The sequence below is a fragment of the Mycobacterium aquaticum genome (genome assembly GCF_002086485.1).
GTDB lineage: Bacteria > Actinomycetota > Actinomycetes > Mycobacteriales > Mycobacteriaceae > Mycobacterium > Mycobacterium aquaticum.
This window is the reverse complement of record NZ_MVHF01000005.1, coordinates 225,497-250,623: the sequence shown is the minus strand read 5'-3', so window position 1 is coordinate 250,623 and position 25,127 is coordinate 225,497. Positions and strand designations below refer to the sequence as shown.

The 25,127-nt window shown below is 68.0% G+C and carries 26 protein-coding genes; 9 read left to right on the top strand and 17 right to left on the bottom strand.

Annotated elements, in window-relative coordinates; translation table 11 throughout:
* Positions 1-20 precede the first annotated feature (20 nt).
* From BST13_RS08115 to sigI, 3 genes are read right to left on the bottom strand one after another with little or no spacing between them, the layout of a single operon-like run.
* Complete coding sequence (locus BST13_RS08115) at positions 21-1,247, bottom strand: M50 family metallopeptidase (RefSeq protein WP_083162422.1); 1,227 nt, start codon at positions 1,245-1,247, stop codon at positions 21-23.
* Positions 1,244-2,455 carry a 1-deoxy-D-xylulose-5-phosphate reductoisomerase gene (gene dxr, locus BST13_RS08110; protein ID WP_083162420.1) on the bottom strand — a complete coding sequence of 404 codons (1,212 nt, stop codon included), beginning with the start codon at positions 2,453-2,455 and terminating at the stop codon, positions 1,244-1,246. The genes BST13_RS08115 and dxr overlap by 4 nt, the downstream gene beginning before the upstream one ends.
* A gap of 43 nt (positions 2,456-2,498) precedes the next feature.
* Positions 2,499-3,362: an RNA polymerase sigma factor SigI gene (sigI, locus tag BST13_RS08105; protein WP_083162418.1), complete on the bottom strand. Its 864-nt coding sequence runs from the start codon at positions 3,360-3,362 to the stop codon at positions 2,499-2,501.
* Positions 3,363-3,443: 81 nt separating this feature from the next.
* Here sigI and BST13_RS08100 point away from each other — a divergent pair, with 81 nt between their 5' ends.
* Positions 3,444-4,289 (top strand): NmrA family NAD(P)-binding protein, encoded by an 846-nt coding sequence (locus tag BST13_RS08100; protein ID WP_083162416.1) that lies wholly within the window; start codon positions 3,444-3,446, stop codon positions 4,287-4,289.
* A 10-nt stretch (positions 4,290-4,299) separates the two neighbouring features.
* Complete coding sequence (locus BST13_RS08095) at positions 4,300-4,740, top strand: nitroreductase family deazaflavin-dependent oxidoreductase (RefSeq protein WP_083162414.1); 441 nt, start codon at positions 4,300-4,302, stop codon at positions 4,738-4,740.
* Here the strand turns inward: BST13_RS08095 and BST13_RS08090 are convergent.
* Both BST13_RS08090 and BST13_RS08085 read right to left on the bottom strand, forming a co-directional pair.
* Positions 4,737-5,552, bottom strand: coding sequence for a DUF4097 family beta strand repeat-containing protein (locus BST13_RS08090; protein ID WP_083162412.1), 816 nt, complete (start codon positions 5,550-5,552; stop codon positions 4,737-4,739). The genes BST13_RS08095 and BST13_RS08090 overlap by 4 nt on opposite strands.
* A 37-nt stretch (positions 5,553-5,589) precedes the next feature.
* Positions 5,590-6,075: a histidine kinase gene (locus BST13_RS08085; RefSeq protein ID WP_083162410.1), complete on the bottom strand. Its 486-nt coding sequence runs from the start codon at positions 6,073-6,075 to the stop codon at positions 5,590-5,592.
* Positions 6,076-6,175: 100 nt separating this feature from the next.
* Here BST13_RS08085 and BST13_RS08080 point away from each other — a divergent pair, with 100 nt between their 5' ends.
* Both BST13_RS08080 and BST13_RS08075 read left to right on the top strand, forming a co-directional pair.
* A complete protein-coding gene (locus tag BST13_RS08080; RefSeq protein ID WP_083162408.1) occupies positions 6,176-7,498 on the top strand; it encodes a cryptochrome/photolyase family protein in 1,323 nt (440 codons plus the stop codon).
* 76 nt (positions 7,499-7,574) lie between these two features.
* A complete protein-coding gene (locus tag BST13_RS08075; RefSeq protein WP_029373311.1) occupies positions 7,575-7,829 on the top strand; it encodes a DUF2631 domain-containing protein in 255 nt (84 codons plus the stop codon).
* 43 nt (positions 7,830-7,872) lie between these two features.
* Here BST13_RS08075 and BST13_RS08070 read toward each other — a convergent pair whose 3' ends face one another.
* The gene (locus tag BST13_RS08070) at positions 7,873-8,439 is read right to left on the bottom strand and encodes a hypothetical protein (protein ID WP_142282751.1); all 567 of its coding nucleotides are present in this window, start codon (positions 8,437-8,439) and stop codon (positions 7,873-7,875) included.
* A gap of 133 nt (positions 8,440-8,572) precedes the next feature.
* On the opposite strand from BST13_RS08070, the gene BST13_RS08065 reads away from it, so the two are divergent.
* Entirely contained in the window at positions 8,573-9,256 is a 684-nt protein-coding gene (locus BST13_RS08065) for a DUF427 domain-containing protein (RefSeq protein ID WP_083162404.1), read from the top strand.
* Between the two features lie 18 nt (positions 9,257-9,274).
* Positions 9,275-9,748, top strand: coding sequence for a polyketide cyclase (locus BST13_RS08060; RefSeq protein ID WP_083162402.1), 474 nt, complete (start codon positions 9,275-9,277; stop codon positions 9,746-9,748).
* On the opposite strand, the gene BST13_RS08055 is transcribed toward BST13_RS08060, so the two are convergent.
* The 8 genes from BST13_RS08055 to BST13_RS08020 all read right to left on the bottom strand — a co-directional run bounded on the left by BST13_RS08055 (position 9,745) and on the right by BST13_RS08020 (position 17,972).
* Complete coding sequence (locus tag BST13_RS08055; protein WP_083162400.1) at positions 9,745-10,998, bottom strand: MinD/ParA family ATP-binding protein; 1,254 nt, start codon at positions 10,996-10,998, stop codon at positions 9,745-9,747. The two genes, BST13_RS08060 and BST13_RS08055, sit on opposite strands and share 4 nt — an antisense overlap.
* Positions 10,999-11,120: 122 nt before the next feature.
* Positions 11,121-12,041 (bottom strand): alpha/beta hydrolase, encoded by a 921-nt coding sequence (locus tag BST13_RS08050; protein WP_083162398.1) that lies wholly within the window; start codon positions 12,039-12,041, stop codon positions 11,121-11,123.
* A gap of 3 nt (positions 12,042-12,044) precedes the next feature.
* Positions 12,045-13,580, bottom strand: coding sequence for a flavin-containing monooxygenase (locus BST13_RS08045; RefSeq protein WP_083162396.1), 1,536 nt, complete (start codon positions 13,578-13,580; stop codon positions 12,045-12,047).
* Positions 13,562-14,266, bottom strand: coding sequence for an SDR family NAD(P)-dependent oxidoreductase (locus BST13_RS08040; protein ID WP_245839437.1), 705 nt, complete (start codon positions 14,264-14,266; stop codon positions 13,562-13,564). The genes BST13_RS08045 and BST13_RS08040 overlap by 19 nt, the downstream gene beginning before the upstream one ends.
* A gap of 26 nt (positions 14,267-14,292) precedes the next feature.
* Complete coding sequence (locus BST13_RS08035) at positions 14,293-15,072, bottom strand: HpcH/HpaI aldolase family protein (RefSeq protein ID WP_083162383.1); 780 nt, start codon at positions 15,070-15,072, stop codon at positions 14,293-14,295.
* The gene (locus BST13_RS08030; protein ID WP_083162377.1) at positions 15,069-16,037 is read right to left on the bottom strand and encodes a zinc-binding dehydrogenase; all 969 of its coding nucleotides are present in this window, start codon (positions 16,035-16,037) and stop codon (positions 15,069-15,071) included. Before BST13_RS08030 ends, BST13_RS08035 begins: the two co-directional genes overlap by 4 nt.
* 2 nt (positions 16,038-16,039) lie before the next feature.
* A complete protein-coding gene (locus BST13_RS08025) occupies positions 16,040-17,260 on the bottom strand; it encodes a cytochrome P450 (RefSeq protein WP_083162375.1) in 1,221 nt (406 codons plus the stop codon).
* A gap of 7 nt (positions 17,261-17,267) precedes the next feature.
* Positions 17,268-17,972, bottom strand: a complete 705-nt coding sequence (locus tag BST13_RS08020) for an NIPSNAP family protein (protein ID WP_083162373.1) — start codon at positions 17,970-17,972, stop codon at positions 17,268-17,270.
* Between the two features lie 75 nt (positions 17,973-18,047).
* Between BST13_RS08020 and BST13_RS08015 the strand changes: the two genes are divergently transcribed.
* Both BST13_RS08015 and BST13_RS08010 read left to right on the top strand, forming a co-directional pair.
* Positions 18,048-18,968, top strand: coding sequence for an SMP-30/gluconolactonase/LRE family protein (locus BST13_RS08015; protein WP_083162371.1), 921 nt, complete (start codon positions 18,048-18,050; stop codon positions 18,966-18,968).
* 10 nt (positions 18,969-18,978) lie between these two features.
* Positions 18,979-19,794: a thioesterase family protein gene (locus BST13_RS08010; RefSeq protein WP_083162534.1), complete on the top strand. Its 816-nt coding sequence runs from the start codon at positions 18,979-18,981 to the stop codon at positions 19,792-19,794.
* 73 nt (positions 19,795-19,867) lie between these two features.
* Here the strand turns inward: BST13_RS08010 and BST13_RS08005 are convergent, their stop codons facing one another.
* The 3 genes from BST13_RS08005 to BST13_RS07995 form a co-directional block, all read right to left on the bottom strand.
* On the bottom strand, positions 19,868-21,124 hold the full coding sequence (locus BST13_RS08005) for a cytochrome P450 (protein WP_083162369.1): 1,257 nt from the start codon (positions 21,122-21,124) through the stop codon (positions 19,868-19,870).
* Positions 21,125-21,209: 85 nt separating this feature from the next.
* On the bottom strand, positions 21,210-22,157 hold the full coding sequence (locus tag BST13_RS08000; RefSeq protein WP_083162367.1) for a carbohydrate kinase family protein: 948 nt from the start codon (positions 22,155-22,157) through the stop codon (positions 21,210-21,212).
* Positions 22,157-23,554, bottom strand: a complete 1,398-nt coding sequence (locus BST13_RS07995; RefSeq protein ID WP_083162365.1) for a sugar porter family MFS transporter — start codon at positions 23,552-23,554, stop codon at positions 22,157-22,159. Before BST13_RS07995 ends, BST13_RS08000 begins: the two co-directional genes overlap by 1 nt.
* A gap of 323 nt (positions 23,555-23,877) precedes the next feature.
* On the opposite strand from BST13_RS07995, the gene glgC reads away from it, so the two are divergent.
* Positions 23,878-25,116, top strand: a complete 1,239-nt coding sequence (gene glgC, locus BST13_RS07990) for a glucose-1-phosphate adenylyltransferase (protein WP_083162363.1) — start codon at positions 23,878-23,880, stop codon at positions 25,114-25,116.
* Positions 25,117-25,127 lie beyond the last annotated feature (11 nt).

The window sequence follows — 25,127 nt, the reverse complement described above, 5'->3', positions numbered from 1 at the left end:
TGGATGTCACAGTGCCTCTCCTACTGGAAGATGCTGAGCGGGTTGACCAGGTCGGCGGTCACGGTCAGCAGCATGTAGCCGACCACGACCGCGAGCACCACGTACGTGGCAGGCATGAGCTTGAGGTAGTTCACCGGCCCGGCGGCGACTTTGCCGCGAGCCGACCGGATCATGTTGCGGAGCTTCTCGTAGGTGGCGACCGCGATGTGGCCGCCGTCGAACGGCAGCAGCGGAACCAGGTTCACCGCGCCCAGCACGAAGTTCAGCTGCGCCAGGAAGAACCAGAACGCCACCCACAGCCCGGCCTCGACGGTCTCACCGCCGATGATGCTCGCGCCGACGACGCTGATGGGCGTCTCGGGATCACGCTGCCCGCCGCCGATGGAGTGCACGAGTGCGCCGACCTTGGTCGGGATCTTCGCCAACGACTTGCCCAGCTCGACCGAGAGGTCGCCGGTGAACGTGAACGTCGCGGGCACGGCCGTCAGCGCGTTGTACTGCGTGGGGCCGAACTGGGCCGCGCTCACGCCGATCGTCCCGACCTGGGCCGGGGTCGCCTCGCTGGAGCCGTCCTTGGCGACGAAGCGCTGAGTCTGGGCGACGTCGACCGTGGTGGTGATCGGCTTGCCGTCGCGCTCGACGGTGATCTGTATCTGGCCGGTGGCCTTGCGCACTGCTGCGGCCATCTCGGAGAAGGTCTTCACGTCCTGGTCGCCGACCTTGACCACGGTGTCGCCGGGCTTGATACCCGCCTGCGCGGCGGGGCTCGGGCCGATGCAGGGGCCCTGGTGCCCCTTGCTGACTTCGCTTGTCAGACAGCCGGTTTCGCCGATGACGGCACCGGTTGGCGCGTGCAGGTTGGGCAGGCCCCAGATCACCGCGATGCCGTAGATCAGCACCAGTCCGATGATGAAGTTCATGGCGGGCCCGGCGAAAAGAACCGCGACGCGCTTCCACACCTTCTGCCGGTACATCGCGTACGGCCGGTCCTCGGGCGCGATCTCGTCCATGGACGTCATACCGGCGATATCGCAGAATCCGCCAAGCGGGATGGCTTTGATGCCGTATTCGGTCTCCCCCAGCGCGTTGGGCCGCTTGGTCGACCACAGCGTGGGGCCGAAGCCGACGAAGTACCGCCGGACCTTCATGCCGGTGGCCCGCGCGATCCACATGTGACCGCATTCGTGCAGGGCCACCGAGACCAGGATGGCCAGCGCGAACGCCGCGATACCCAGTGCGAACATCATTTGTTGACGAGACCTCTTCTGGTGGATTCCCGCTCGACGGCCCGCTGCGCCTGATCCCTGGCCCAGCGTTGTGCGTCGAGTACGTCTTCCACGGTAGCGGGTTCGGCGGCCCACTGGTCGGCAGCGTGCAACACGTCACCGACGGTTTGCACGATCGCCGGGAACCGGATACGTCCGTCGAGGAACGCCTCGGCCGCCTCTTCGTTCGCCGCGTTGTAGACCGCGGTCAGGCAGCCACCACATTTGCCCGCTTGACGCGCAAGGTCCACAGCGGGGAACACGTCGTTGTCCAGCGGCAGGAACTCCCACGTCGACGCGGTGGTGAAATCGCACGCGGCCGCGGCGCCGGGAACCCGGGCCGGCCAGCCCAGGGCCAGCGCGATCGGCAGTTTCATGTCCGGCGGGCTGGCCTGGGCCAGGGTGGAACCGTCGGTGAACGTCGCCATCGAGTGCACGATCGACTGCGGGTGCACCACCACCTCGATGCGGTCGTAGTCGATGCCGAACAGTAGGTGGGTCTCGATGAGCTCCAGGCCCTTGTTGACCAGGGTCGCGGAATTGAGGGTGTTCATCGGCCCCATCGACCAGGTCGGATGCTTGCCGGCCTGTTCGGGCGTGACGCTGTCGAGATCGGCCGCCGTCCAGCCGAGGAACGGGCCGCCCGATGCGGTCAGCACGATCTTGGCGACCTCGTCGGGTGTGCCGCCACGCAGGCATTGCGCCATCGCCGAGTGTTCAGAGTCCACGGGCACGATCTGGCCCGGCGCGGCCGCCTTGAGGACCAGCGGCCCACCCGCCACGAGCGATTCCTTGTTGGCCAGCGCCAGCCGAGCGCCGGTGCCCAGCGCTGCCAGGGTGGGTTTCAGGCCGAGCGCGCCGACCAGGGCATTGAGCACGACGTCGGCCTCGGTGTTCTCGACCAGGTGGGTGACGGCGTCTGGACCGGTGTAGGTGACGTCACCGACCTGCGCGGCGGCGGCCGGATCGGCGACGGCGACGCTGGTGACGCCCGTTTCGGCGCGTTGCGCCGCGAACAACTCCGGGTTACCACCGCCTGCGGCCAGGCCAACCACTTCAAAGCGGTCGGGGTTGGCGGCGATGACCTCCAGCGCCTGAGTGCCGATAGACCCAGTACTGCCGAGAACCAGCACGCGCAGCCGCGCCGTATTCCCCTGGTCGCTTCGCTCCCGCTCGCCGGATCCCGTCACCGCTACATTGTGCCGCGCTGAAGGTGCCTGCCCCAACCGCCGTCTACCGCGTGCGCGCCGACGGGTCCGCGGTCGCGTCGATCTTGACGATCAGACCGTCGCGAATGGTCAGGACGACCACGGCGAAGAGCCTGCGGTTGGCGTATGCCAGCAGCACCGGCTCGCCTGCGGGTCCGCCGACCAGCGTGGCGCCCGGCCCGAGGTAGAGCAGCAGGTTGGTGGCGACGGCGTCGCGGCCATGGTTGACCTGCTGAGGTGGCGCCGGATCGGCCAGGATGGTGCCGACACCCCACACGCTGGGGTCGAGCACGGCGCCGAGCGCCCGGACGTCGCCGTTGGCGCAGGCCTCGATGAACTTCTCCAGGACGACGCGATGTTCGTCTGCCGTGACACCACCGGTCTGCAGGTCGGTGTCGACGCGGTGTGGCGTGAGACCGGCGAACTTGATCCGGGCCCGCCGGGCCAGCTGTCGGCACGTGCCGACCGGTCTGCCGACGGTTTCGGCGATCTCGTCGAACGGCACCGCGAACACGTCGTGCAGCACGAACGCGACCCGCTCCCCCGGGCTGAGCCGGTTGAGGACCTCGAACAACGCCGTGCGTACCTGGTCGTCGAGGGTGGCGCGGTCGGCCGGGTCGGGCTCCGCCGACACCGCTGTCTCGACCGTCCCCGGCTGCTCGAGGCGCGCCCGCGCCGAGCGCACCTGGTCGAGACACAGTCGTCCGGCAACCACCGTCAGCCACGCGCGGACATCGTCGAGCTGCCCGGCGTCGGTGCGGGCCAGCCGCAGAAACGCTTCCTGCGCAACGTCTTCGGCCTCACCGATGTCGCCGAGCATCTGGTAGCACAGGTTGACCAGGTACGGGCGGTGCTCGCGCCACGCCGCCTCGACCAGTGAATCGTTCATGTCGTTAGGACGAAATGCCGGTCCCGAAAGTTACCGGCTCTCCGCTGTAACTTTTCCGACGGCCACCCCGTCCTTGATCGCATGAACACAACCATTCTCGTCACGGGCGCCACCGGCAATGTCGGGCGTCCACTCGTTTCCGAACTCGTCAGCGCGGGCGCCCGGGTACGTGCCGTCAGCAGGCATCCGGCGACCGCGGGCTTTCCCGCGGCGGTCGAGGTGGTGCCGACCGCGGCAGCCGGGCTGGCCGGGGCCGACGCCGTCTTTCTCAATTCCCGCGCGCTCGGCGCCGAGCTCGCCGCGACCGTCGAACAGGCCCGCGCGGCAGGGGTAGCTCGGCTGGTCGCGCTGTCGGCGATCAATGCCGATGACGACGATGCCCGCCAGCCGTCGCGGGTACGCGGAGACCGCAACCGCGAGTGCGAACAGGTGGCGGTGGCGTCGGGCCTGCAGTGGGTGAGCCTGCGGCCGACGATCTTCGCATCCAACTTCGCGGGAATGTGGGCGCCGCAGCTCGCCGCAGGCGATGTGGTGACCGGGCCGTATGCCGACGCCTCGATCGCGGTGATCGCCGACGCCGACATCGCGGCCGTGGCGGCCGTCGCACTGCTCACCGACGATCTTGTGGGGCAACGCATTCCACTGACCGGTCCGCAGGCGCTGACCAACACCGAGCTGGTCGCCGCCCTCGGCACGGCGCTGGGCCGGCCACTGCGCTACCAGGAGGTGCCGCCCGACGCGGTACGCGAGCGGTTCCGCGCAGTCGGCTTCCCGGCGGCGTTCGCCGACGCGTACCTGGCGCTGCTGGCCGACACCGTCGGCAGCCCGGCACTGGTCACCCACGAGGTCGACAAGATCCTCGGCCGTCCCGCAACACCTTTCGCCCGCTGGGCTGCCGACAACCGTGACCGGTTCAACACCGAGTAGAGGAGCGAACATGTCCGAACCCACCCCGCCCCGGTGGCTCAAACCCATGAACAAGGTGATGATGGCGGTACAACGCCTGGGCATTCCGACGGGCCCCGCCATGGTGCTGACCGTGCCGGGGCGCCGCACCGGCCAACCACGCAGCACTCCGATGACCCCGTTCGACCACGATGGGGGCCTCTACACCGTCGCCGGCTATCCGGGGTCGGACTGGGCGGCCAATGCCCGGGCCGCAGGGTCCGGCACCCTCACCAGAGGACGACGGTCCCGCCGAGTCCACATCGTCGAACTCAGCCCCGAAGAGTCCCGCCCGATCCTGCGGACGTTCGCTGCGAAGGTGCCCGTGGGCGTCGGATTCGCCAAGCGCAGCGGCCTGGTGGTCGACGGCACACCCGACGAATTCGAGGCGCTGGCAGGGCGATTGACGGTGTTCCGGTTCGACCCGGCCTAGGAGTTGTGGCCGGCCGGTGCCTGCGATGCACGGCGAATCGAGATGTCGCCGGATCCCGTGCGGGCGCGCACCACCAAGGTCTCATCGCCCGCGGCGGGTCCGTCGGAGGCAGCCAGCCGGTTGTCGACCGAGCCAGAGCCGGTCGTGAGCTCAAGCCGTGCAGCGGTGCCCTCGGGGATGCCGACCTCGACCTCGCCGCTGCTCGTGTGCGCGCTGAGCGCACCGGCCGCAGCGACGGCGACGGTGACCGAGCCCGAGGCCGCCTGGACCTTGAGACTGCCGCGCAGCGTCCCGACGCTGAGGTTGCCGCTCGCCGCCTGGAATGTCACGTCGCCCTCGACGTGGTCGATGCGCGCATCGCCCGATGCGGTCGCGATGCGCGCGTCACCCACCAACCTGCCGATCGCAACATCGCCGGATGCGCTGTCCGCCTTGAGTTTTCCGGTTACGGTGTCGACACGCACGTCCCCGCTGGCGGTGGCGAACCGGCAATCGGAGTAGCTGCCGTCGGCCTCGGTGTCAGCTGAGGCTGCGGATACCCTCAGCCGGGATCCGGCAGGCAGGGCAATGTCGATGCGGACCGCTCCCCCGCGGCCGAGCGACAGGATGCGCCGGCCTGCGCTCACGGTGAGCGCGCCGTCGCGGTAGTCGACGCGTGCCTGTTCGGCGATGCGGACGTCGGAGGGCCGGTTCGGATCGCGGGGCGCGACCTCGACGACAGTGTCGTCCCGGTCCGAGGCACTGACGCGGACAACGCCCGCCACCACCTCGACGTCGGCCGAAATCGGTTCGGGTGTATGGAATGTGGACATCGGAATCTCCTTGTCGGTGGGGTTCGGGTCGATCGGTTCAGCGGACCCAGCCGCTGAAAGACTTGCCGCCACTGCGGGTTCGGCCGGCGGGAGCACCGAGCCTCGCGCTCGCCGAGCGCACCAGCCAGGCATTCACCGAGATGCCCTCGCCACGCGCCGCGGACTCCACACCGGCGCGCAAGCTCTCGGGAAGCCTCAGGGTCACCCGCCAGGTGCCGCCGGAGTCGTCGTCGGGAACGTCAGCACGTGATGACGCCGACGGCACGGCCGGTTCCGCGGGTTCGGGAAGTTCCACCGCGAACTCCGGATCCCTGCCGGCCAGTCGGACGTGCACAGCCCCGGGGGCGAGCTCCCGCGTGATCTGTTCGGCCGCCTCGGAAAGCGCTTCGAGCAGTGCGAGCCGCAAGGCCGAGTCAAGCGGCGCGGTCAACCGCTGCGCGAGCGCTTCGGCGTCAGCACCGCCCGCAGCGGCCGCCACCGCCAGTTCGTGTCGGACGGCATCGACGTACGGCTGCAAATCCATGGTGTCATGATGACACCATAGAGACGTCATATCAAGTGTCATCATGGTGCGCGGGGATGCTGCAGCCTCCAGGCCGTCCGGGTCGGGCACCATCGGAGGCATGCCCACCTTGCTGTGGTTCCGGCGGGATCTGCGCCTGTCCGACCACCCCGCCCTGCTGGCCGCCGCGCAGGACGACGCCGAGGTGCTGGCCTGCTACGTGCTCGACCCGCGGCTGGCCGCAACCTCGGGACGTCGTCGCCTGCACTACCTCTACCGGTCCTTGCACGAGCTGCGGGAGCGCCTCGGCGGGAAGCTCCTGGTGGTGACAGGCAGGCCCGAGCAACAGATTCCACGCCTCACCCGTGCCGTCGGGGCGGATGCGGTGCACATCTCGCAGGACCATTCGCCGTTCGGGCGGCGACGCGACGAGGCCGTGCGCACCGCGCTCGCCGGCGTGCCGCTGTGCGCGACCGGTTCGCCCTACCTGGTCTCGCCGGGGCGCATCAGCAAGCAGGATGGCACGCCGTATCAGGTCTTCACGCCGTACTACCGGGCGTGGCGCGACCACGGATGGCGCGCTCCTGCTGCTTCCGGACCCGATTCGGCGCGATGGATCGACCCGGCCGGGCTACCCGGCGCGACCCAGATCCCTGATGCCCCGAGCCGGCCGGACGCGCCGGCGGGTGAGCTCGCGGCCACGGCGCAGTGGCGGACGTTTGTCGAGACGTCACTGCCGGGCTACGCCACCGACCGCGACCGTCCCGATCTCGACACCACCAGCCGGATGTCGGCACACCTGAAGTTCGGCACCATCCACCCGCGCACGATGGCGGTCGATCTCGGCTCGGCCGCCGACGCGTATCTGCGGGAGTTGGCTTTTCGTGACTTCTACGCCACCGTGCTGCACCACTGGCCCGAAAGCGCCTGGCAGAGCTGGAATCGCGGCATGGCCGCGATCGAAGTGGATGACGGCCCGGACGCGCGGCGGGCGTTCGACGCCTGGACTGCCGGGAGGACCGGCTTCCCGATCGTCGACGCCGGGATGCGACAGCTCGCCCAGACCGGTTTCATGCACAACCGGGTGCGGATGATCGCCGCGTCGTTTCTGGTCAAAGACCTCCACCTACCGTGGCAGTGGGGTGCGCGATGGTTTCTCGACCAGCTCACCGACGGCGATGTCGCCAACAACCAGCACGGCTGGCAGTGGGTCGCCGGGTGCGGCACCGACGCCGCACCGTATTTCCGGGTGTTCAATCCGACGGCGCAGGGCGCGAAGTTCGATCCCGCCGGGGACTACATCCGGCGTTGGGTACCCGAGCTCGCCGACGTCGCCGACGTGCACAAGCTCGGCTCGGCACGGCCCGCGGACTACCCCGACCCGATCGTCGATCACGCATCAGAACGGCTCGAAGCGTTGCGCCGGTACCAACAGCTGAGATGACCGGTGCCGGTCGACATACGACGCAGTGTCGTATGCCAGAATGTCTGCAGTCCCTGCCCGACTGTGAGGAGCAACCGTGGCCAGCACCGAAGTGGAGCGACACAACGGCGTCGACGTCGAGGATGTGCCCTCGGCGGCATGGGGTTGGTCGAAGGAGAACATCAAGGTCATCCACATCGGTGGCGTGCTCTCCGCACTTTTCCTGCTCGTGATGATGCGCGGTAACCACGTCGGCCACGTCGAGGACTGGTTCCTGATCGGGTTCGCGGCCCTGATCCTGCTGCTGGTCGGTCGCGACTGGTGGCTGCGTCGCCGCGGCTGGATTCGCTGACCTGACACCGCGCGGCGTCTCCAGCGCCGCAGCCACATCGTCTTCAGCAGACCGGGACCATATCGTCGGCGAACAGCGCCGCCGGTCGGCCACCCAGCAGCAGTGTCTCCACCGCGCCGCTGGTCGTGATCGAATCGCTCACTGCGGCAAGAGCATGCGCCTTGAATGCCTGCGCGGCCGCGCTGAGCCGGTACTGCGTGGCGTGTAAACCTCCGCCGAATCGACCCAGCGCACCGGCGCCCCAGAACGCGACCTCGCCGTCGCCGCGCCGCATGGATGCGAGGACCTGCGAGCGCACGTCGTCGTCGGCGTCGAACAGGTCCGCCGCGATCACTGTCGTCACGATCCGCTCATGCGTTGTCGCGGGCCATTCACCGTGCAGCTCAACGGCTTTGATGCCGAGAATGCGCAACGCGCGGTCGTCGCGATGGTCCGGCAGCGCGACGGTGACGCCCCAGCCCGCCATCCGCCGGTCGAAAAGCCAGCCGCCGATGCTCGCGACGACGTCGGCGGCGTCTCGGGCCTGCACGTTCAGTTCGTATCGCAGCACCTGGGCAGGCCGCACCCGTGGCTGGGATCTCGTAGCGATCGGCGTATCGGACAGCGTCATGGTCTCACCGTCATTCGTCACCCTCCGGCTGTGTCACCCGTCACCAAACAGCGTGACATTTCTCCATCAATCTGTAAAGCTCCTATCGTCTCTGCCATCGTGGCCGGGCGATGTCCGGATCGGAGGTGACGCGGTGAGTCTGGTGGCCGGACATGGCCCGTTGAGCCCGCAGCCCGCTGGGTGGTTCACTCCCCCACTGCCCGGCGCGGTGGTCTACATCGAGCCGCATCCCCGGCGGATCCAGGCGTTTGTGGGTGGCGACGCCACGATCGACACCGAGCGCGCATTGCTCGTGCACCGCGCGGGTCACGCACTGAGCTACGCGTTCCCGCAGGACGAGGTCGGTGGCCTGCCGAGCCATCCGGTTGCCGAAGCCCCCGGGTATGTGGCGGTGGCGTGGGACGCCGTCGACGCGTGGTTCGAGGAGGGCCGCCGGTTGGTGCACTATCCGCCGAACCCGTATCACCGCATCGACTGCCGACGGAGCGGACGTGGGCTGCGGGTGGCGGTCGACGACACCGTGCTGGTCGACACCGACGACACCGTGATTCTGTTCGAAACCGCTTTGGCGCCAAGGCTCTACGTCAACCCCGCACTGGTGCGCACGGACCTGTTGCACCGCAGCCAGACCACCAGCTACTGCAATTACAAGGGCACCGCCACGTACTGGTCGGTGACATTGGGCGGTACCGTGATCGCCGACGCGGCCTGGAGTTATCCCGATCCGCCGCCGGAGTCGTTGCCTGTCAAAGGATTTCTGAGCTTCGACGCCACCAAGGTGCGGGTACTCGCCGAGCTCCAGGGCTTCGAATTCTGACAAGGGGAAGGCACACACTTGGGCATCGTGACCACCAGCTCCCAGACGGTGTATCGGCAGTCCGCGGAGACCGTGTACGACTTCGTGACCAATCCGGCCAACTGGACCAGGACCTATCCGGGCGAGCCGCGGATCAGCGGGCTGCCCTCGGCCCTGCCGTTGCGGGTCGGTGACACCTGGCAGGAGTCTCATCCGAGCGCCGATCGGATCTTCACCTGGCAACTCGGCATCGCGACGCGCCCATGGCGGTGGGTGTTCACGTCGGTTGGACGGCTCGGCGTCGACAGCAACGGTGCCGGCGGGCTGGAAGGGCGGATGACGGTCGAGTACCGCTTCACCCGGCCGGGTGAGAATCTGACGTTGTTCAGCCGCACCATGACGATCGAGGCCGACCGGCATGCACCGCTGCCGGACGGTTTCTTCCGGATCGTGAACCCGGCTCACATCGACGCCTACCACGCCGCGGTGGCGCGGGAACTCGGCGCCGGTTAAGTGGCGACGGGTCCGTCGAAATCGTCCGACAGCGCGGCGGCGAGTTCCAGGATCCGCCGCTGGAACCGCGGTCGGAGCAGGTCGAGGTGGATCTCGGTGCCGCAGGCGATGTGCTTGTCCCAGGGCAGCACGAACACCCGGCCGGGAGGCAGGTGCTTCTGAAACTGCGTCACGAGCGCGCCGGTGTCGACGTTGGGCCGGCGTGAGCCGACGTGATTGACCACCACGCACGTCCGGTTCAGCAGGTCACGGTGGCCGTTCTGCCACAGCCAGTCGAGCGTCACCGCGGCCTGGCGGGCGCCGTCGATCGAGGCGCTCGCCACGATCACAGCCCCCGAGACGCTGCTCAGCGCGGCGCGGGCCGCGGGCTGGAACATGTCCGCGGCGCAGTCGGCGATCACCAGGTTGTAGTGCTGCGAAACGATGTCGGTGGCGGCTTTCCAGTCGGCGTCGTTGAACGCGCGGGACGCGGCGCTGTACTCGAGACCGGACAGCACCTCGAGCTTCGATTCGTTCATGCTGGTGAATCCGCGGATGTCGTTGTAGCGCGACAGATCTTTGGCGGCGAGCAGATCCGACACGGTCGCCGCTGACTGCCGCCCGACCCGGTCCGCGAGGTTGCCGCTGGCGGGGTCGGCATCGATGGCAAGGATCCGGTCACCGCGCACCTTGCTCAGCGTCGAACCGAGCGCGACCGCGACAGCCGTCTTCCCGACGCCGCCCTTGAGGCCGAAGACGCCGATCTGGTACGAGTCCCTGGCGTTACGACGGATGCGGGCATACAGGTCGAGTTCGTAGAGCTCGTCGCGCGACAGTCCCAGATTCAGCCGGGTGGTGCGGTACAGCAGCCCGCGCCAGCCACGCTGGGAGTGCATCTTGACCGTCGGACGCACGCCGACGCGCGCGAGATTGTCGACCGCCCGGTGCTCGCTCAGACCGACTCCGCTGTTGGGACCTGCCCAGCCGTCGACCGCCTGCAGCCCGTCCTGCAGGGGCCACGGCGGCCGCGGCGGGATCGGCTGGAGCTTGGCGGTGATCTCGGCCTCTGTCGGATCCGGCGCCACGACCGAGAGCGCGGGCGCCTGGATCACCGGCGGGGCTCCCGTCGGCACGTCACCGTGCCGGGAGCCGCCGTTGGTCACCGAGGTGACTGATCCACCGAACAGGGCGTCGGCGTCGCCGTACGGTGCAGGTTCCCTGGCGTGTTTGGGGTCGCGGGAGTACCCGAGCCGGTCGTTGTCGGCCGACATAGCTACCTCTCAATCGGTCAATCGCGCTGTAGCGCCAAACCCATCGTCCCACGGCGTAGTTGACACATTATTGTCCAGCCCGTTAACCGGACGCCACCTGAAGACCGGCCGCGCGGTCGAGATCACGACAGCCCGCGCGTCAATGCGGCGCCCTGCATGGTGTGCAGGTGCCGGGTCATCTCCCAGTGCGGCAAAAGCGAATCGAAGCCGTGACAGGTGCCGGGAAACACATGCAGTTCCGTACTGACCCCGGCGGCCAGCAAACGTCGTGCGTAGCCGAGCGCCTCGTCGCGCAGCGGATCGAGCTCCGAGCAGGTGATGAGCGCCGGCGCGAGTCCGTCGAGCGTCGCGGCGCGCGCCGGAACCGCAGCGGCCGCACCTTCCCGCCCGGCCAGATAGTGTCGCCACATCGCGGCGGCGGCAGGTGCGTCGAAGCCGGGGGTATCACCGAATTCGGCCTTCGAGCCGGTCGGGCGGTCGTCGAGCGCGGGCTGGTGCAACAACTGGAACACGATCGGCGGAGCCGATCCCGCGGCCGAACGCTGGGCCAGCACTGCGACCAGGGCACCGCCGGCGCTGCTGCCCGCCACGGCGATCCGCGTGGCGTCGACGTCGAGGTCGTCCGCACGCGCGGCCACCCACCTCAGCACCGCCATGGCGTCGTCGAGCGCCGCCGGGAACGGATGCTCGGGCGCCAGCCGGTAGTCCATGGCGATCACCGTGCACCGGCCCTGCCGGGCGAGTCCGACGCACTGGATCTGGTCGACGTCGAGATTGCCGAGGACGAAACCCCCGGAATGGCAGTAGACGACGGCAGGCGCGGGCGACGGCCCGCCGCGGTAGATGCGCAGCGCGAGCGTCCGCCGGCCGAGCATGATGTGGGCATCGGCGATCGCGACGCCCGAGGTGTCCAGCGTTCGCGCAGTGTCGCGGCGCCGCTGATCCAGCGACGCGCGCACCGCACCGAGATGTTGGGCCGACAGATCGGTGCGCGCCCCGGCAAGGTGATGCAACGCCGGGTCGAGGCGATCCAGCCAGGACACCGGCTATCCCTGCGCGCCGACGGACGTGCTGTGCGCGGCCGGGGTGGTGGTCGACGCGGGCGGGACGAAAGTGTATTCGGCAGAACGGAATCGACGCGTCATCGTCCAGAACGCCCGGGCGCTGCGCGGCCACTGGGTCACCACCCGCCCGCTGGGTGCGCGGAAGTAACTGCTGCATCGGGTCAGCCACACCGTGCCCTGCATCCACCGGTCGACGTCGGCGATGAACCGTGCCATCGCCGCAGGCGCCACCGCCACATACGATTTGCGTTTGCGCCGAAGATGTTTCAGCGCCCGCACCACGTAGCGCGCCTGGGCCTCCAGCACGAATATGACGCTGTTGGAGCCGACGTTGGTGTTCGGCCCGTACAGCATGAAGAAGTTCGGGAAACCGGGCACAGCCATGCCCAGATACGCGAAGGCGCCGTCGCGCCACGTGTCGTGCAGGCGCGTGCCGCCCTCCCCGACCACCTCGATCTGCCCCAGATAGTCGGTGGCCGCATAACCGGTCGCGCATACCACCACATCGACGTCGAGTTCGCGGCCGTCGGCCGTGACCAGCGACCGGGCCTTGAGCGCGCGGGCGGGGCTGGCGATCACCTCTACGTTGGGACGCGTCAGGGCGGGGATGAAGTCCGAGGAGAACACCAGCCGCTTGCAGCCCAGCGGATGATCAGGGGTCAGCACGGAGCGTAATTCTGGTTCGGCGACAACAGTTTCCAGCATCTTCAGCGCGACGTCGCGGAACTCCTTGGTCTTGTCGCTGCCGTGCTCGATCACCGAGATGTTCGCCTCGCTGCGCAGCCACAGCCGCGTCCGGTAGATCCTCTTGGCGAACGGCACGTGGGCGAAGAGCCAGCGCTCACGGTCGGTGTAGGCGCGGTCCGGCTTCGGCAGGATCCAGGTCGGTGACCGCTGCACGGAGTACACCTTGGCGGCGACCTTGGCCAGTTCCGGCAGCAGTTGCGAGGCCGTCGACCCGGTGCCGAGCACCGCGACCCGCGCGCCGTCCAGGCGCACGCCGTGGTCCCAGCGGGCCGAATGCATGAGGGTGCCGGTGAAGGGTTCTTCCTCGACGAGATTCGGCATCACCGGCCGGGTGAACAATCCCACCGCCGAGACCACCACGTCGAACCGGTGGTGTTCGCCGGTCGCGGTCGTCAGCCGCCAGGTCATGGTGGCGGCGTCCCAATGCGCAGCGGTCACTTCGGTATTGAGCTTCAGGTGCGGGCCCAGCCGGTGACGCTGCGCGCTGCGCTCGAAGTAGGCGAGGATCTCCGCTTGAGAAGACCACAGCCGCGACCAGCCGGGGTTGAGATCGAACGAATAGGAGTACAGGTGCGATTTCACATCGCACGCCAGTCCCGGGTAGGTGTTGATCCGCCACGTCCCGCCGACGCCGTCCTCGCGGTCGAAGATCGTGAATTCGTCGAAACCCGCCTTCTTCAAGAAGATTCCGAGCGCCAGCCCACCGGGTCCGGCGCCGATGATTCCGACTGATGGCGATGTGGGCATCCGCGTCATCCGATCTGCAGGCATTGGCCGCCGTCGACGACGAGTTCGGAGCCCGTGATGAACGAGGCCTGCTCGGAGAGCAGGAACGCGACCGCGTCGGCGATTTCGGTCGGCTGCCCCAGTCGGCCGAGGGTGGCTCGCTGCGCGAGCCGCGCCTGGGTGGTCTCGTCGAGCATCGGCGTCTGGACCGGGCCCGGGAACACCGCGTTGACACGGATACCGTCGGGACCGAGTTCGGCTGCGGCCACCTGGGTGAGTCCGCGCAACGCCCACTTCGACGCGCCGTACGCCGCGTGGTGCGCAAAAGGCCGGATCGCGCCGGTGCTGCACGTGTTGACGACGGCGGCTCCCCGGGCCCGCCGCAGTGAGTGCAGCGCAGCCTGGATGCCGAGGAATGGGCCGAGACAGTTGACCCGCCAGGAGTTTTCGAAGGCCCCCGGTGTCTCGTCGGCGATCGAGGCCCGGTGCAGCACCCCGGCGTTGTTGACCAGGGCGCTCAGCGCACCGAACCGGGAAACTGTCGCGTCGACCGCCGAACGCCACTGCTCGGGCGAGGTCACATCGAGTTCGACGGGCAGCACTTGATCACCGAATTCCGCTGTACCCGTGATCAACTCGTCGATCGCCAGATCTGCTGCGGTCACCCGGTAGGCGTCGGCCACCAGCCGGCGCACGATGGCCGCGCCCTGACCGCGGGCGGCGCCGGTCACCAGGGCGACCCGGTCTGCTGTGGCGTTCAGTTGTAGCCTCCTCTTTCAGTGGTGGCCGCCGCCTGCCCCATTGCCTCGCTGAGATGATCGGCCGCGCCGCGGCGCAGCGCCTGGGACTCCGACGCGAGCGTGATCATCCGGAAGCCTTCCTGCGCGAACAGGTTTCCGAGCTGTCCCGTGCCGGCGTGGATGCCTGCCACGAGCCCGGCCGCGGTGGCGGTCTTGCGGACCCGGGCGATCGCGGCGCGGACGTCGGGGTGAGTCCCGGCGTCGGCGGGCCGCACGCCCATCGAGATCGCCAGGTCGGCGGGCCCGACGTAGAGCCCGGCCAGTCCGGGCACGGCGCAGATTTCGTCGACGGCCGCGAGCCCCCGCGCGGTCTCGATCAACACGAACACACTGACCCGGGCTTCCAACGCGGCCGGGTCATGGCCCAGGCTCGCGCGTAACGGGCCGAAGCTGCGCACCCCTGCGGGCGCGTAGCGGGTGGCGGCCACCGCTCGTGCGGCCTGGTCGGGGTTCTCCACCATGGCGACGATCACGGCGTCGGCCCCGGCGTCGAGCACCCGCCCGATCGGAGCGGGATCCGCCGACGGCAGCCGCACCGCTGTGGCGATCGGCAGATGCTCGGTGCGGCGCAGCAGCATCGCGACATCGGCGTCATCGAGATAGCCGTGCTGGACGTCGAATCCGACGTAGTGGTAGCAGGCGGCGGCGAATTCCTCGGGACCGATGAGCGTGGGGGCCACCACCCAGCCGCCCCAGAGTTGAGAGTGTGAGGCCAGCGCCTCGACGAATCTACTCATGCGCAGATCGCTATCTTGACCCGCTCCGGCACCGGCCGACAGGCCAACTCGAAGGCGCTCTGTACGTCGTCGATCCCGAACGTGTGGGTGACGTAGCCGGGCAGCAGATCGGGATGCGCGGCGGCGAATTCCCCGGCCCGCCGCAGCACCCGCCGGCGGTCCAGTGTCACACCGGATTTCAGTGTCAGATTGTTGCGCAGCATGGTTCGCATGCTGATCGGGTAGCAGTCGTCGTCCGGGACGCCGAAGTAGAACACCGTGCCGCCGAACGCCGCCGCCGTCAGTGCGTGGTTGAGCGTGGCGACCTGATGCCCGACGGCTTCGATCACCACATCAGCCCGGTCGGTGGCGCCGAGGTGGGTGACCCACCGGTCACTGGTGGCACGCACCGCGGTGTCCACCCCGAACTGTGGGCCGAGCCCGGACCGGTCGACCGGGTCGACACCCGTGACGTGTGCTGCACCGAAAGCCTTTGCCACATAAGAGAACAGCAGGCCGATCGAGCCCTGCCCGATCACCGCGACCTGCCGGCCGGCCAGCTCAGGCAGCTGCTCGACGGCGTAGAGCACGCATGCCAACGGCTGCAACCCGACCGCCAGCGCCGGGCTCAGAGCCGGGTCGTAGGGCACCAGCCCGTTGCCGTCGGAGACCACGCGGCCCATGAGACCGTCGAAACCCGACGCCCAGCCGACCACCCGGTCGCCCGGCCGATGTTCGGGGTGTCGACTGGCGAGCACTTCGCCGACGATCTCGTGGACCGGAAAACCGTTGATCCCTGCGGCGTTACGGCCGGTGTCCCCCGCAAGTCTGCCCTGGGTGCCGCGGAAGCCCGGCAGGTCGCTGCCGCAGATCCCGGCGGCCAGGAAATCCAGCAGCACCTGCCCGTCGGTGAGCGATTGCGGCGCAGGCTCCGCGACGTCGATGCGTTCGAAGGTGTATGGCGCGACGAGGCGATGACACCACATGGCTATACCTCCACCGGAATGCTGTTCCAGCCCCATTGGAAGCTCGACGGTGGGCGCGACGCGGCCTGTTCGTCGATGTGACAGTCGGGCACCCGCTTGAGCCACTCCTCGATCATGATCGTGATCTCGAGGCGCGCCACGTGCACGCCGAGGCAGAAGTGTTGTCCCCGACCGAACGACAAGAGCCGCTCGATGGGCCGGTTCCACACGAAGTCGTCCGGCCGGTCGTACTCCCGTTCGTCGCGGGCCGCCGAGGCCAGCAAGGTGATGACGCGTTGGCCGGGTTTGATGGTGGTGTCGTGAATGGTGTACGGACGCCGCACCGTTCGAGCAAACCACTGCGCAGGTGCACCCCACCGGATGATCTCCTCCCGGGCGATCGGCACGTTGCCGGCCAGATCGGAACGCACGGCTGCCAGTTGGTCGGGGTGGCGGTGCAGCTGCCAGAGCCCGGTCGCGGTGATCTTCGGTACGGTTTCTGTGCCACCGATGAACACGCCGAGCATCTGCACAGCCGCTTCCATGTCGGTGAAAGCCGAGCCGTCGGGCAGTCTGAAGTCGATCAGGCTGTCGGCGATCGGCACGGTCCCGTCAGCGCCTTCGGCCCGGCGGCGTGCCACGATCGGGGTCAGGTAGGACAGGTAACCCGGACGGGCGTTGCCGATCTCGACGCCTTCCCCCGGTTGGGCGAGGCTGCCCGCGTTGACGGTCGCCAGTACCTCCGGCGCGAGATCGGCAGGCAATCCGACGAATTCGCACACCATCGCGGCCGCGACGATGCCTCCGTAGTCCTGGGTGAGATCGAGCGTGCCCCGCGGCAGCAGTTCATCGAGGCGCTCGTTGGCCAGGGTGCGGATCCGGTCGGCCAGCTTGGCCGCCGAGCGTGGCCGGAACTGCGCCGAGGTGCACCGCCGGACGTTCTCGTAGATCGGCGAATCGAAATTGGCGTGAAACTGCATGGGGTGCAACGGCGGATCGGCCACCGGACCGTCGTTGTGGTCGGCCAGCACGGCCGCGGCGGGCAGGGTGCCCTCTGAGGCGACGAAAGTTCCGTCGGTCACGCCGAGCACCTCCCAGATGTCGTCGAAGCGGGACAGCGCGTAGGTGTCCCACTTGTCGATGTAGTACACGGGGTGCTCGTCGCGAAGGGTCCGGTAGTACGGCAGCGGGTTGGCCATCACCTTGGGGTCGAATGGGTCGTAGGTGAAGTCCGATCGGGTCATCGCGCGCCTACTTCAGCGGCGACGGCGGTAAGGCCGCGAGGATCGAGTCTTCCCACCCGTCACGCAGCGCGGGGGCGACGCTCATCCAGGTGACGATTTCCGCAGGCGGACTGTCCTTCCACGACGGGTAGTGGTTTTCGAAGCAGTCCCAGTCGCCGTCGAGGGCCCAGTAGTGGATCACTTCGTTGAACCGGAACGTGGTGATGAAGGAGCCCAGCCAGCGCTTGCCCGTCGATTCCGACCAGGGCACGTAGAGCCGCTGCAGCTCGCGGATGTAGTCGTCCTGGCGGCCCGGCTTGGTCTGCATGATCTCCTGGATCACCAACCCCGCACCGAAGTTCTCCGCCCGCAGCTGCGCCAGCGTCCGGTTGTACTTGCCGGCGTACATGATCCGGCCCTCACCGCGCGCGCCGAGCTCCGACAGATACGCCGACCACTGCCGGGCCGGTTTCTCGTGGCTGCCGCCCGCGGCCTGGGCTCGGCCGATCCGGGCGTAGTCGGCGAAGGTGTCGATTTCCCAGATGACGGTCACCTGCGGCCAGTGGCCGTTGTAGGGCGTGGTTTCCCAGACGGCGAAGAGGCGGGCGCCGAGCTCGGCCATCATCGGGTGGTAAGTGTCGCTGAACCTCTGGGTGAACCCTTCGACGTTGCCCGCTCCCAGGTCGACCGTCTCGTGCAGATACAGCAGCGTGTGGCCGTAGAACTTCTTCATCGGCGCACACCCGTGGTTGACAGTGGCACCCTGCGAGCGTGACACTCAAGGCGTGTTTTGTAAAGGTGGGTGGCGATGACGGTCGAAGCCGGACCGGTACGGACGACACAACTGGCCAACGGATTTTGTTTCGGCGAGGGTCCGCGCTGGTTCGAGGGGCTGCTGTGGTTCTCCGACATGCTCGGCGAGGCCGTGCACACGGTGACCCTCGGCGGAGCGTCGACGACGCTGCCGCTGCCCGGACATGCGCCGTCCGGCTTGGGTTTTCGGCCTGACGGCGCCCTGCTGATCGTCTCCACCGAGCGCCGTCAGGTGCTGGTCTACGACGGTGACACCGTCGAGCTGCTGGCCGATCTGAGCGCGGTGGTTCCGGCCCCGCTGGGTGACATGGTGATCGACGCGCATGGCCGTGCTTACGTCGGTTCGCAGGCTCGCTTCGGGGGCGAGCGCAGCGACGGGGAGTGTATCGGGGGCGAGCGCAGCGACGGGGAGTGTATTGGGGGCGGTGTCATTGTGCGCATCGACCCGGATCGCACGGTGCACGTCGTCGCCGATGCCCTCGATTTTCCCAACGGCATGGCCATCACGCCCGACGGGACCACCCTCGTCGTCGCGGAATCCACCGGGTGCCGGCTGACGGCCTTCACCATCGACTCCGAGGGCGGGCTGAGCGGCCGCCGGGCGTTCGCCGACGGGCTGGACGGCCCGCCGGACGGGATCGCGATCGACGCCGAAGGCGGGGTGTGGACCGCGTTGACGCTCGCGCACGAGTTCCAGCGCATCGTCGAGGGTGGTGCCGTAACCGACCGTGTCGACGTCGGCGAGCGCACTGCCATCGCGTGCGCGCTCGGCGGCCCCGAGGGACGGACGCTGTTCCTGGTGACCACCACCGACGCGTACCCGCAGCGGTTGATCGGCACGACGCTCTCCCGCGTCGAGGCGCTCATGGTCGATGTGCCCGCGCCGGGCGATCACGAGCACGGCCACCACCACTGACAGGGCGGACATGTCGGATTCGTACTACGAGTTGATCGACGAGGATCGGCTCGGCGAGAAGTTTCGGGCCACCGACATGGTGCGCGGCACCTGGTCGGCCGCCATCCAGCACGCCGCTCCGGTGTCGGCCCTGCTGGTGCGGGCCCTGGAGCGCTGCGAGCGCCGGGCGGACACCCGCTGCAGCCGGGTGGTGGTGGACCTCATGGGTGGCGTGCCGTCCGAGGGCGAACTCTGGGTGAGCGCCCAGGTGCAGCGACCCGGCAAGCAGATCGAGTTGGTGAGCGCCGAGATGCTCGCGCCGGGGCCCGACGGCACCCCGAGAACCGTTGCGCGCGCGAGCAGTTGGCGCATGTTGCAGCTGGACTCCACGGCGTTGACTCATGCTTGCGCCGCGCCGCTGCCACCGCTGGAGCAGGCCCGCAGCCGCGACATGGCCAAGCACTGGGAGCCCAACTACGTGCACAGCCTGGATTGGCGGTGGCTGACCGTGCCGCAGGCGCCAGGGCCCGGCGAATCGTGGCTCAAGCCCACGGTGGACCTCGTCAAGGGCGAGACCTTGACGCCACTGCAGCGGTTGTTCACCGTGGCCGACGACGCCAACGGCATCGGCTCCAAAATCGACATCCGCGAATGGACGTTCCTCAACACCGATCTCGTGGTGCACGTGCATCGGTTGCCCGAAGGCGACTGGATCGGCATCCGGGCCGACACCAACTACGGGCCCGACGGTATCGGCACCACGGTGGGCACGCTGTTCGACCAGACCGGCCCCGTGGGCGCCATCCAGCAGTCGGTCCTGGTGCGTCCCCGCCGCCCACCTTCTTAGCGCGAACAGACGCGAAAGTCCGCGACACGCCGCGTTTCCGGTACCGCCATGTCTGTTCGCGAGAAAAAGTGCCCTACCGGATGTGGGCGGGCACGCGCTTGATGCCGTGGACGAAGCTGCTGTAGAGCAGCTCGGGTTCGCCGAACTCAATGCTCTTGATGCGGGTCAGCAACTCGCGGAACAGGTTTCGCAACTCGGCCTTGGCGAGTTGATTGCCCAGGCAGAAGTGGGGCCCGCCGCCCCCGAAGCCGATCTGCGGGTTCGGTGACCGGCTCAGGTCGAACCGCTGCGGATCGGTGAACACCGACTCGTCCCGGTTGGCCGAACAGTAGAACAAGCCGACCTTGTCCCCGGCGCTGATGGTCTGCCCGGCGATCTCGACGTCCGCAGTGGCGAACCGGGCGAACTGCAGCACGGGCGTCGCCCACCTGACGAACTCCTCGACCGCGAGCCCGATCCGGCCGTCGAAATCCTCCAGCAGCCAATCCTTTTGGTCCGGATGGGCGGCCAGCGCCATCATCGCGTGCGTCGTGGTCTGCTTCGTGGTGTCGTTGCCCGCAGAGGCGAGCAGGATGAGAAACGCGCCGATCTCCTCATCGGTGAGCCGGTGCCCGTCGACTTCGGCGTTGACGATGCTGGTCATGAGGTCGTCACCGGGATTGGCCCGGCGGAACTTGGCCAGTTCGACGCCCGTGGACGAGATCAGCATGATCTCGTTGATGGTGTCCATCGCGCGTTCTTCGATGCTGGAGTACTCGTCGTCGCTCATGCTGAACAACTTCTCGGCGGCCTTGGCGAGTGCGGGTTGGTCTGCCGCGGGCACCCCGAGCATGTCGGAGATGGTCCTCATCGGCAGCCGCGCCGAGCAGGCCTCGACGAAGTCCACGTCGCCGGCCCCGACGAGATCGTCGACCACCGCGACGGCGTTGCGGTGGATCTGCTCCTCGATCTTGCGGACGTTGCGGGGCGTGAACGCCGAGCTGATCAATCGGCGGTAGGTGGTGTGCTCGGGCGGGTCCATCGTCAGGAAAAACGACGCGAACTTCTGCACGTCGGCCGGCATCGGGTCCAGCGCCACCCCACGCGCGGAGGTGAACAGCTCCGGGTGCTGACTGGCGAACTGGATGTCAGCGCGGCGGGTCAACGCCCAGAAGCCGGGTTCGGAGATGTCGAAGAGCGTCGGCAACGGCTGGTGCCAACTCAACCCTTCATGCGCCCGCAGCCGGGCGAAGGTGTGGTCACGTTCGGCGAACGGTCGGCGCCAGAAGTCGTGGGACGTGATGTCGAATGGACTGCATGTGCGGGCCTGCGGCGAGCCGGCAACGGTCACGTGGATTCCTTCCGCGGGGCGGCAACGAAATCCAGCGTGACAGTTGAAGGATAATTTGTAAAGCAGTGCGTTGGCTGGAATCGGGTCAGCGCAGCATCGGATCCGCCGCCTGAACCGCCTCCACCTCCGCCATCACCGGCGCGTAGGCCCCGGAGTGACTGACGGTCAACGCGCTGGTGATGATGGCGCGGTGCAGCGCGGGCTGGACATTGGACCAGCTCACCGCGGCCAGCCGCCGGCGCGCCGAGGCCGAGCCGAGCAGACGGGCATCCATCAGCCCCGAGATCAGCCCCGCCATGAACGAGTCCCCGGCGCCGACGGAGTCGCCGACCTCGACGGTCAGCTGATCGAGGTGCAGCATGTCGCGATTGTGGGCCAGCAGCGCGTAAGCGCCCCAGGGGCCGCGGGTCACCACCACCATGGCGGGACCGCTCTTGACCCACCTGCGCATGATGTCTTCGACGGGCGTCTGCGGATACAGCCACGCCAGGTCTTCGTCGCTGGCTTTGACCACGTCGGACAGGGCGACCATCCGTTCGACGCGGTCCACCACCGCGTCGGGCGATTTCATCAGGGCCGGGCGGATATTCGGGTCGTAGGACACGGTGCAGTGGCCCTGCATCCGCGCGGCGACATCGACGACGGCGGCACCGCCCGGTTCCAGCGTGACCGCGATGCTGCCGGTGTGCAGATGCCCGAACGACGACAGGTCCGGTAGCGGCGGCACCTCCCAGGTCAGATCGAAATCGTAAGTGGCGTGGCCGTGTTCGTCGACATGGGCGAACGCGACCGGCGTCTTGGTCGCGGAGTCGGTGCCTGCGACGACCTCCAGGCCTGCGTCCTGCGCGCGGCGGCGCAGCATGTCACCGCGCTCATCGGCGCCCCAATGGGCGCAGATGCTGGCCGGGTGACCGAGGGTGGCGACCCCGACCGCGACGTTGAGCGGGCTCCCGCCGACGTGTTCCTCGATGGACCCGGGCCGGATGACGACGTCGATCAACGCCTCACCGAGGCTGAGCACGCGGCCGGTCATCAGTGCCCCCTCGCGGTGAGCGGACCGCCCGGTTCATGGGTGAGGCCGAGCTTGGCCTCCATCTCCTCCAGTGGCACACCCTTGGTTTCGGGCATGACCTTGAGCACCCAGGCCAGCTGGCCGAGCATCGCGATGAAGAAGATGCTGAACGCGACTCCCCCGCCGAACGCCCCGATGATCGGCGGGAACGCGAACGACGTGATCGCGGCGAACACCCAGTGCGTGAGGCTGCCCAGCGACTGGCCGCGCCCACGGATCCGGTTCGGGAAGATCTCGGAGATGAACACCCAGATCACCGAGCCCTGCCCGAATGCGTGCGCGGCGATGAACACCATCAACCCCGCCAGCACCAGCACCGACGAGGTGGTGGTGAACGCGCCGCCGCGAGCGTCCTCGTAGTAGAACATCACGCCCGCCAAGAAACCCAGCGAGATGAGGTAGCCGATCGAGCCGACGATCATCAACCTGCGCCTGCCGATCTTGTCGATCACGGTCAATGCGGCCATCGTCGCAACCAGATTCATCGCACCCACGGCCACACTCATCCAATAGGCGGCACTCGTGCTGGCGCCGGCCTGCTGCATGACGCGCGGGGCGTAGTACAGGATCGCGTTGATGCCCGACATCTGGTTGAAGAACGCAATGGCGATCGCCAGCAGGATGACTTTGCGGTGCCCGGGAGTGAAGAACGGCACCGACGGCGCGTTCTCCGCGGCCGCCAGCGACGCACGGATCTCCGCCATTTCGAAGTCGGCCTCCTGCGGGGTGGAGCACAGCCGGTTGCAGGTCGCGCTGGCCTCATCCCACCGCCCCGCCGTCGCCAACCAGCGTGGCGTTTCGGGGACCGTCGGCAACAGCAGCAGGAACACCACCGCGGGAAGCACCATCACGCCGAGCATCCAGCGCCACGCGTGCTCACCGTCGGCCAGTGCGCGCACGACGGCGTTGGACGCATAGGCCAGCAGGATGCCCAGCACGATGTTGAACTGCACCAAACCGACCAACCGTCCGCGGTGGGCGGCGGGGGCCACTTCGGCGGTGTAGATCGGGGCGCACACGCTGGCCGCGCCGACACCGAGGCCACCGAGGAACCGGAAGGCCATGAGCGTCTCCACGTTGGTCGCCAGGGCCGAGCCCACCGCACCCAGCACGTAGAAGATGCCGATCGCGTAGAGCACCTTCTTGCGGCCGTACCGGTCAGCGGGACGTCCCGCGGTCAGGGCTCCGACGATCGTTCCGATCAGCGCAGTCGTCACGGTGAAGCCCAATTTCGCATCGCTGAGCGCGAAGACGTGCTGGATCTGCTCCTCCGCGCCGGAGATGACAGCGGTGTCGAACCCGAAAATCAGGCCACCGAGCGCAGCGACAACAGCGCTGCGAATCACCAGAGGTTTCATGAAAGCTCAAACTAGAACCCTGCGTGGTGTGTTCGCAGGGCAATTGCGGAGTCTAGACCAATTTTTACCACTCGCGTGGCAATAAATGTGGTTTCCGTTGTGTTCGGTTGGCTTTCGTCGCGCTGGGCTGAATTACCCACGCGCGCAATCTTGCCCGATGTTGTGCGACTAAAACGTGTTCGTCTGCGAATGCCTGGGAGTGCCTGCGAAAAGATCGCCGCGTGTTGATTTCGCCGACCCCGCACAAATGTCGAGTTGCGCCTTTACGATTCAGTGTCCGCACGGAATTGGGCGCGTTGTTGTTGTGCAGAGGAGTTCTGAAGATGGCCGATCCAAAAGTTCTCGGCATCGTCCTGGCCGGCGGTGAGGGCAAGCGCCTCTCACCGCTGACACTGGACCGTGCCAAACCGGCGGTGCCGTTCGGCGGGTTGTACCGATTGATCGACTTCGCGTTGTCCAACCTGGTCAACGCGGGGGTGCTGCGCATCGCGGTGCTCACCCAGTACAAGAGCCACAGCCTCGACCGCCACATCACCACCACGTGGCGGATGAGCAGCATGCTCGGCAACTACGTCACCCCGGTGCCCGCCCAGCAACGCCTCGGCCCCCAGTGGTACACGGGTTCGGCCAATGCGATATACCAGTCACTGAACCTGATCTACGACGAAAAGCCGGACCTGGTCATCGTTTTCGGCGCCGATCACGTCTACCGCATGGACCCGCGCCAGATGATCGCCCAGCACCTGGAGAGCGGCGCGGCGGCGACCGTCGCCGGAATTCGCGTACCCCGCAACGAAGCGAGCGCCTTCGGGGTGATCAAGACCGGCCCCGACGGCCGTCAAGTCGAGGCATTCCTGGAGAAACCGGCCGACCCGCCGGGCCTGCCCGACGCCCCCGACGAAACCTTCGTCTCCATGGGCAACTACCTGTTCTCCACCGACGTGCTGCTCGATGCCCTGCGCGCCGATGCCGAAGACTCCTCCAGCAAGCACGACATGGGCGGCAACATCATGCCGATGATGGTCGACCGCGGGCTTGCCCAGGTCTACGACTTCCAGAGCAACGAGGTGCCCGGCGCCGCACCCAGCGACACCGGATACTGGCGCGACGTCGGAACCCTCGACTCCTACTACGACGCCCACATGGACCTGTGCGCCCTGGTGCCGGTCTTCAACCTCTACAACCACCAATGGCCCATCCTCACCCACATACCGCCACACCCGCCGGCGAAATTCGTCCACGAGGACGATGGCCGCGTCGGCCGCGCTGTCAACAGCGTGGTCTCCAACGGCGTCATCGTCTCCGGTGCCCTGGTGCGTGAGTCGGTGCTGTCCCCCGGAGTCCGGGTGGAGGAGCACGCCCTCGTCGAACGCTCGGTGATCATGGACAACACCGTCATCGGGCCACACGCCGTCATTCGCAACGCCATCATCGACAAAGGTGTCGTGATTCCCGCCGGGGTTCACATCGGCGTCGACAAAGACCACGACCGCGCCCGCGGATTCGTGGTGTCCGACGGCGGCGTGACCGTGCTCGGCAAGTTTCAGGAGGTCACCGGCTGAGCCGCGGTCCG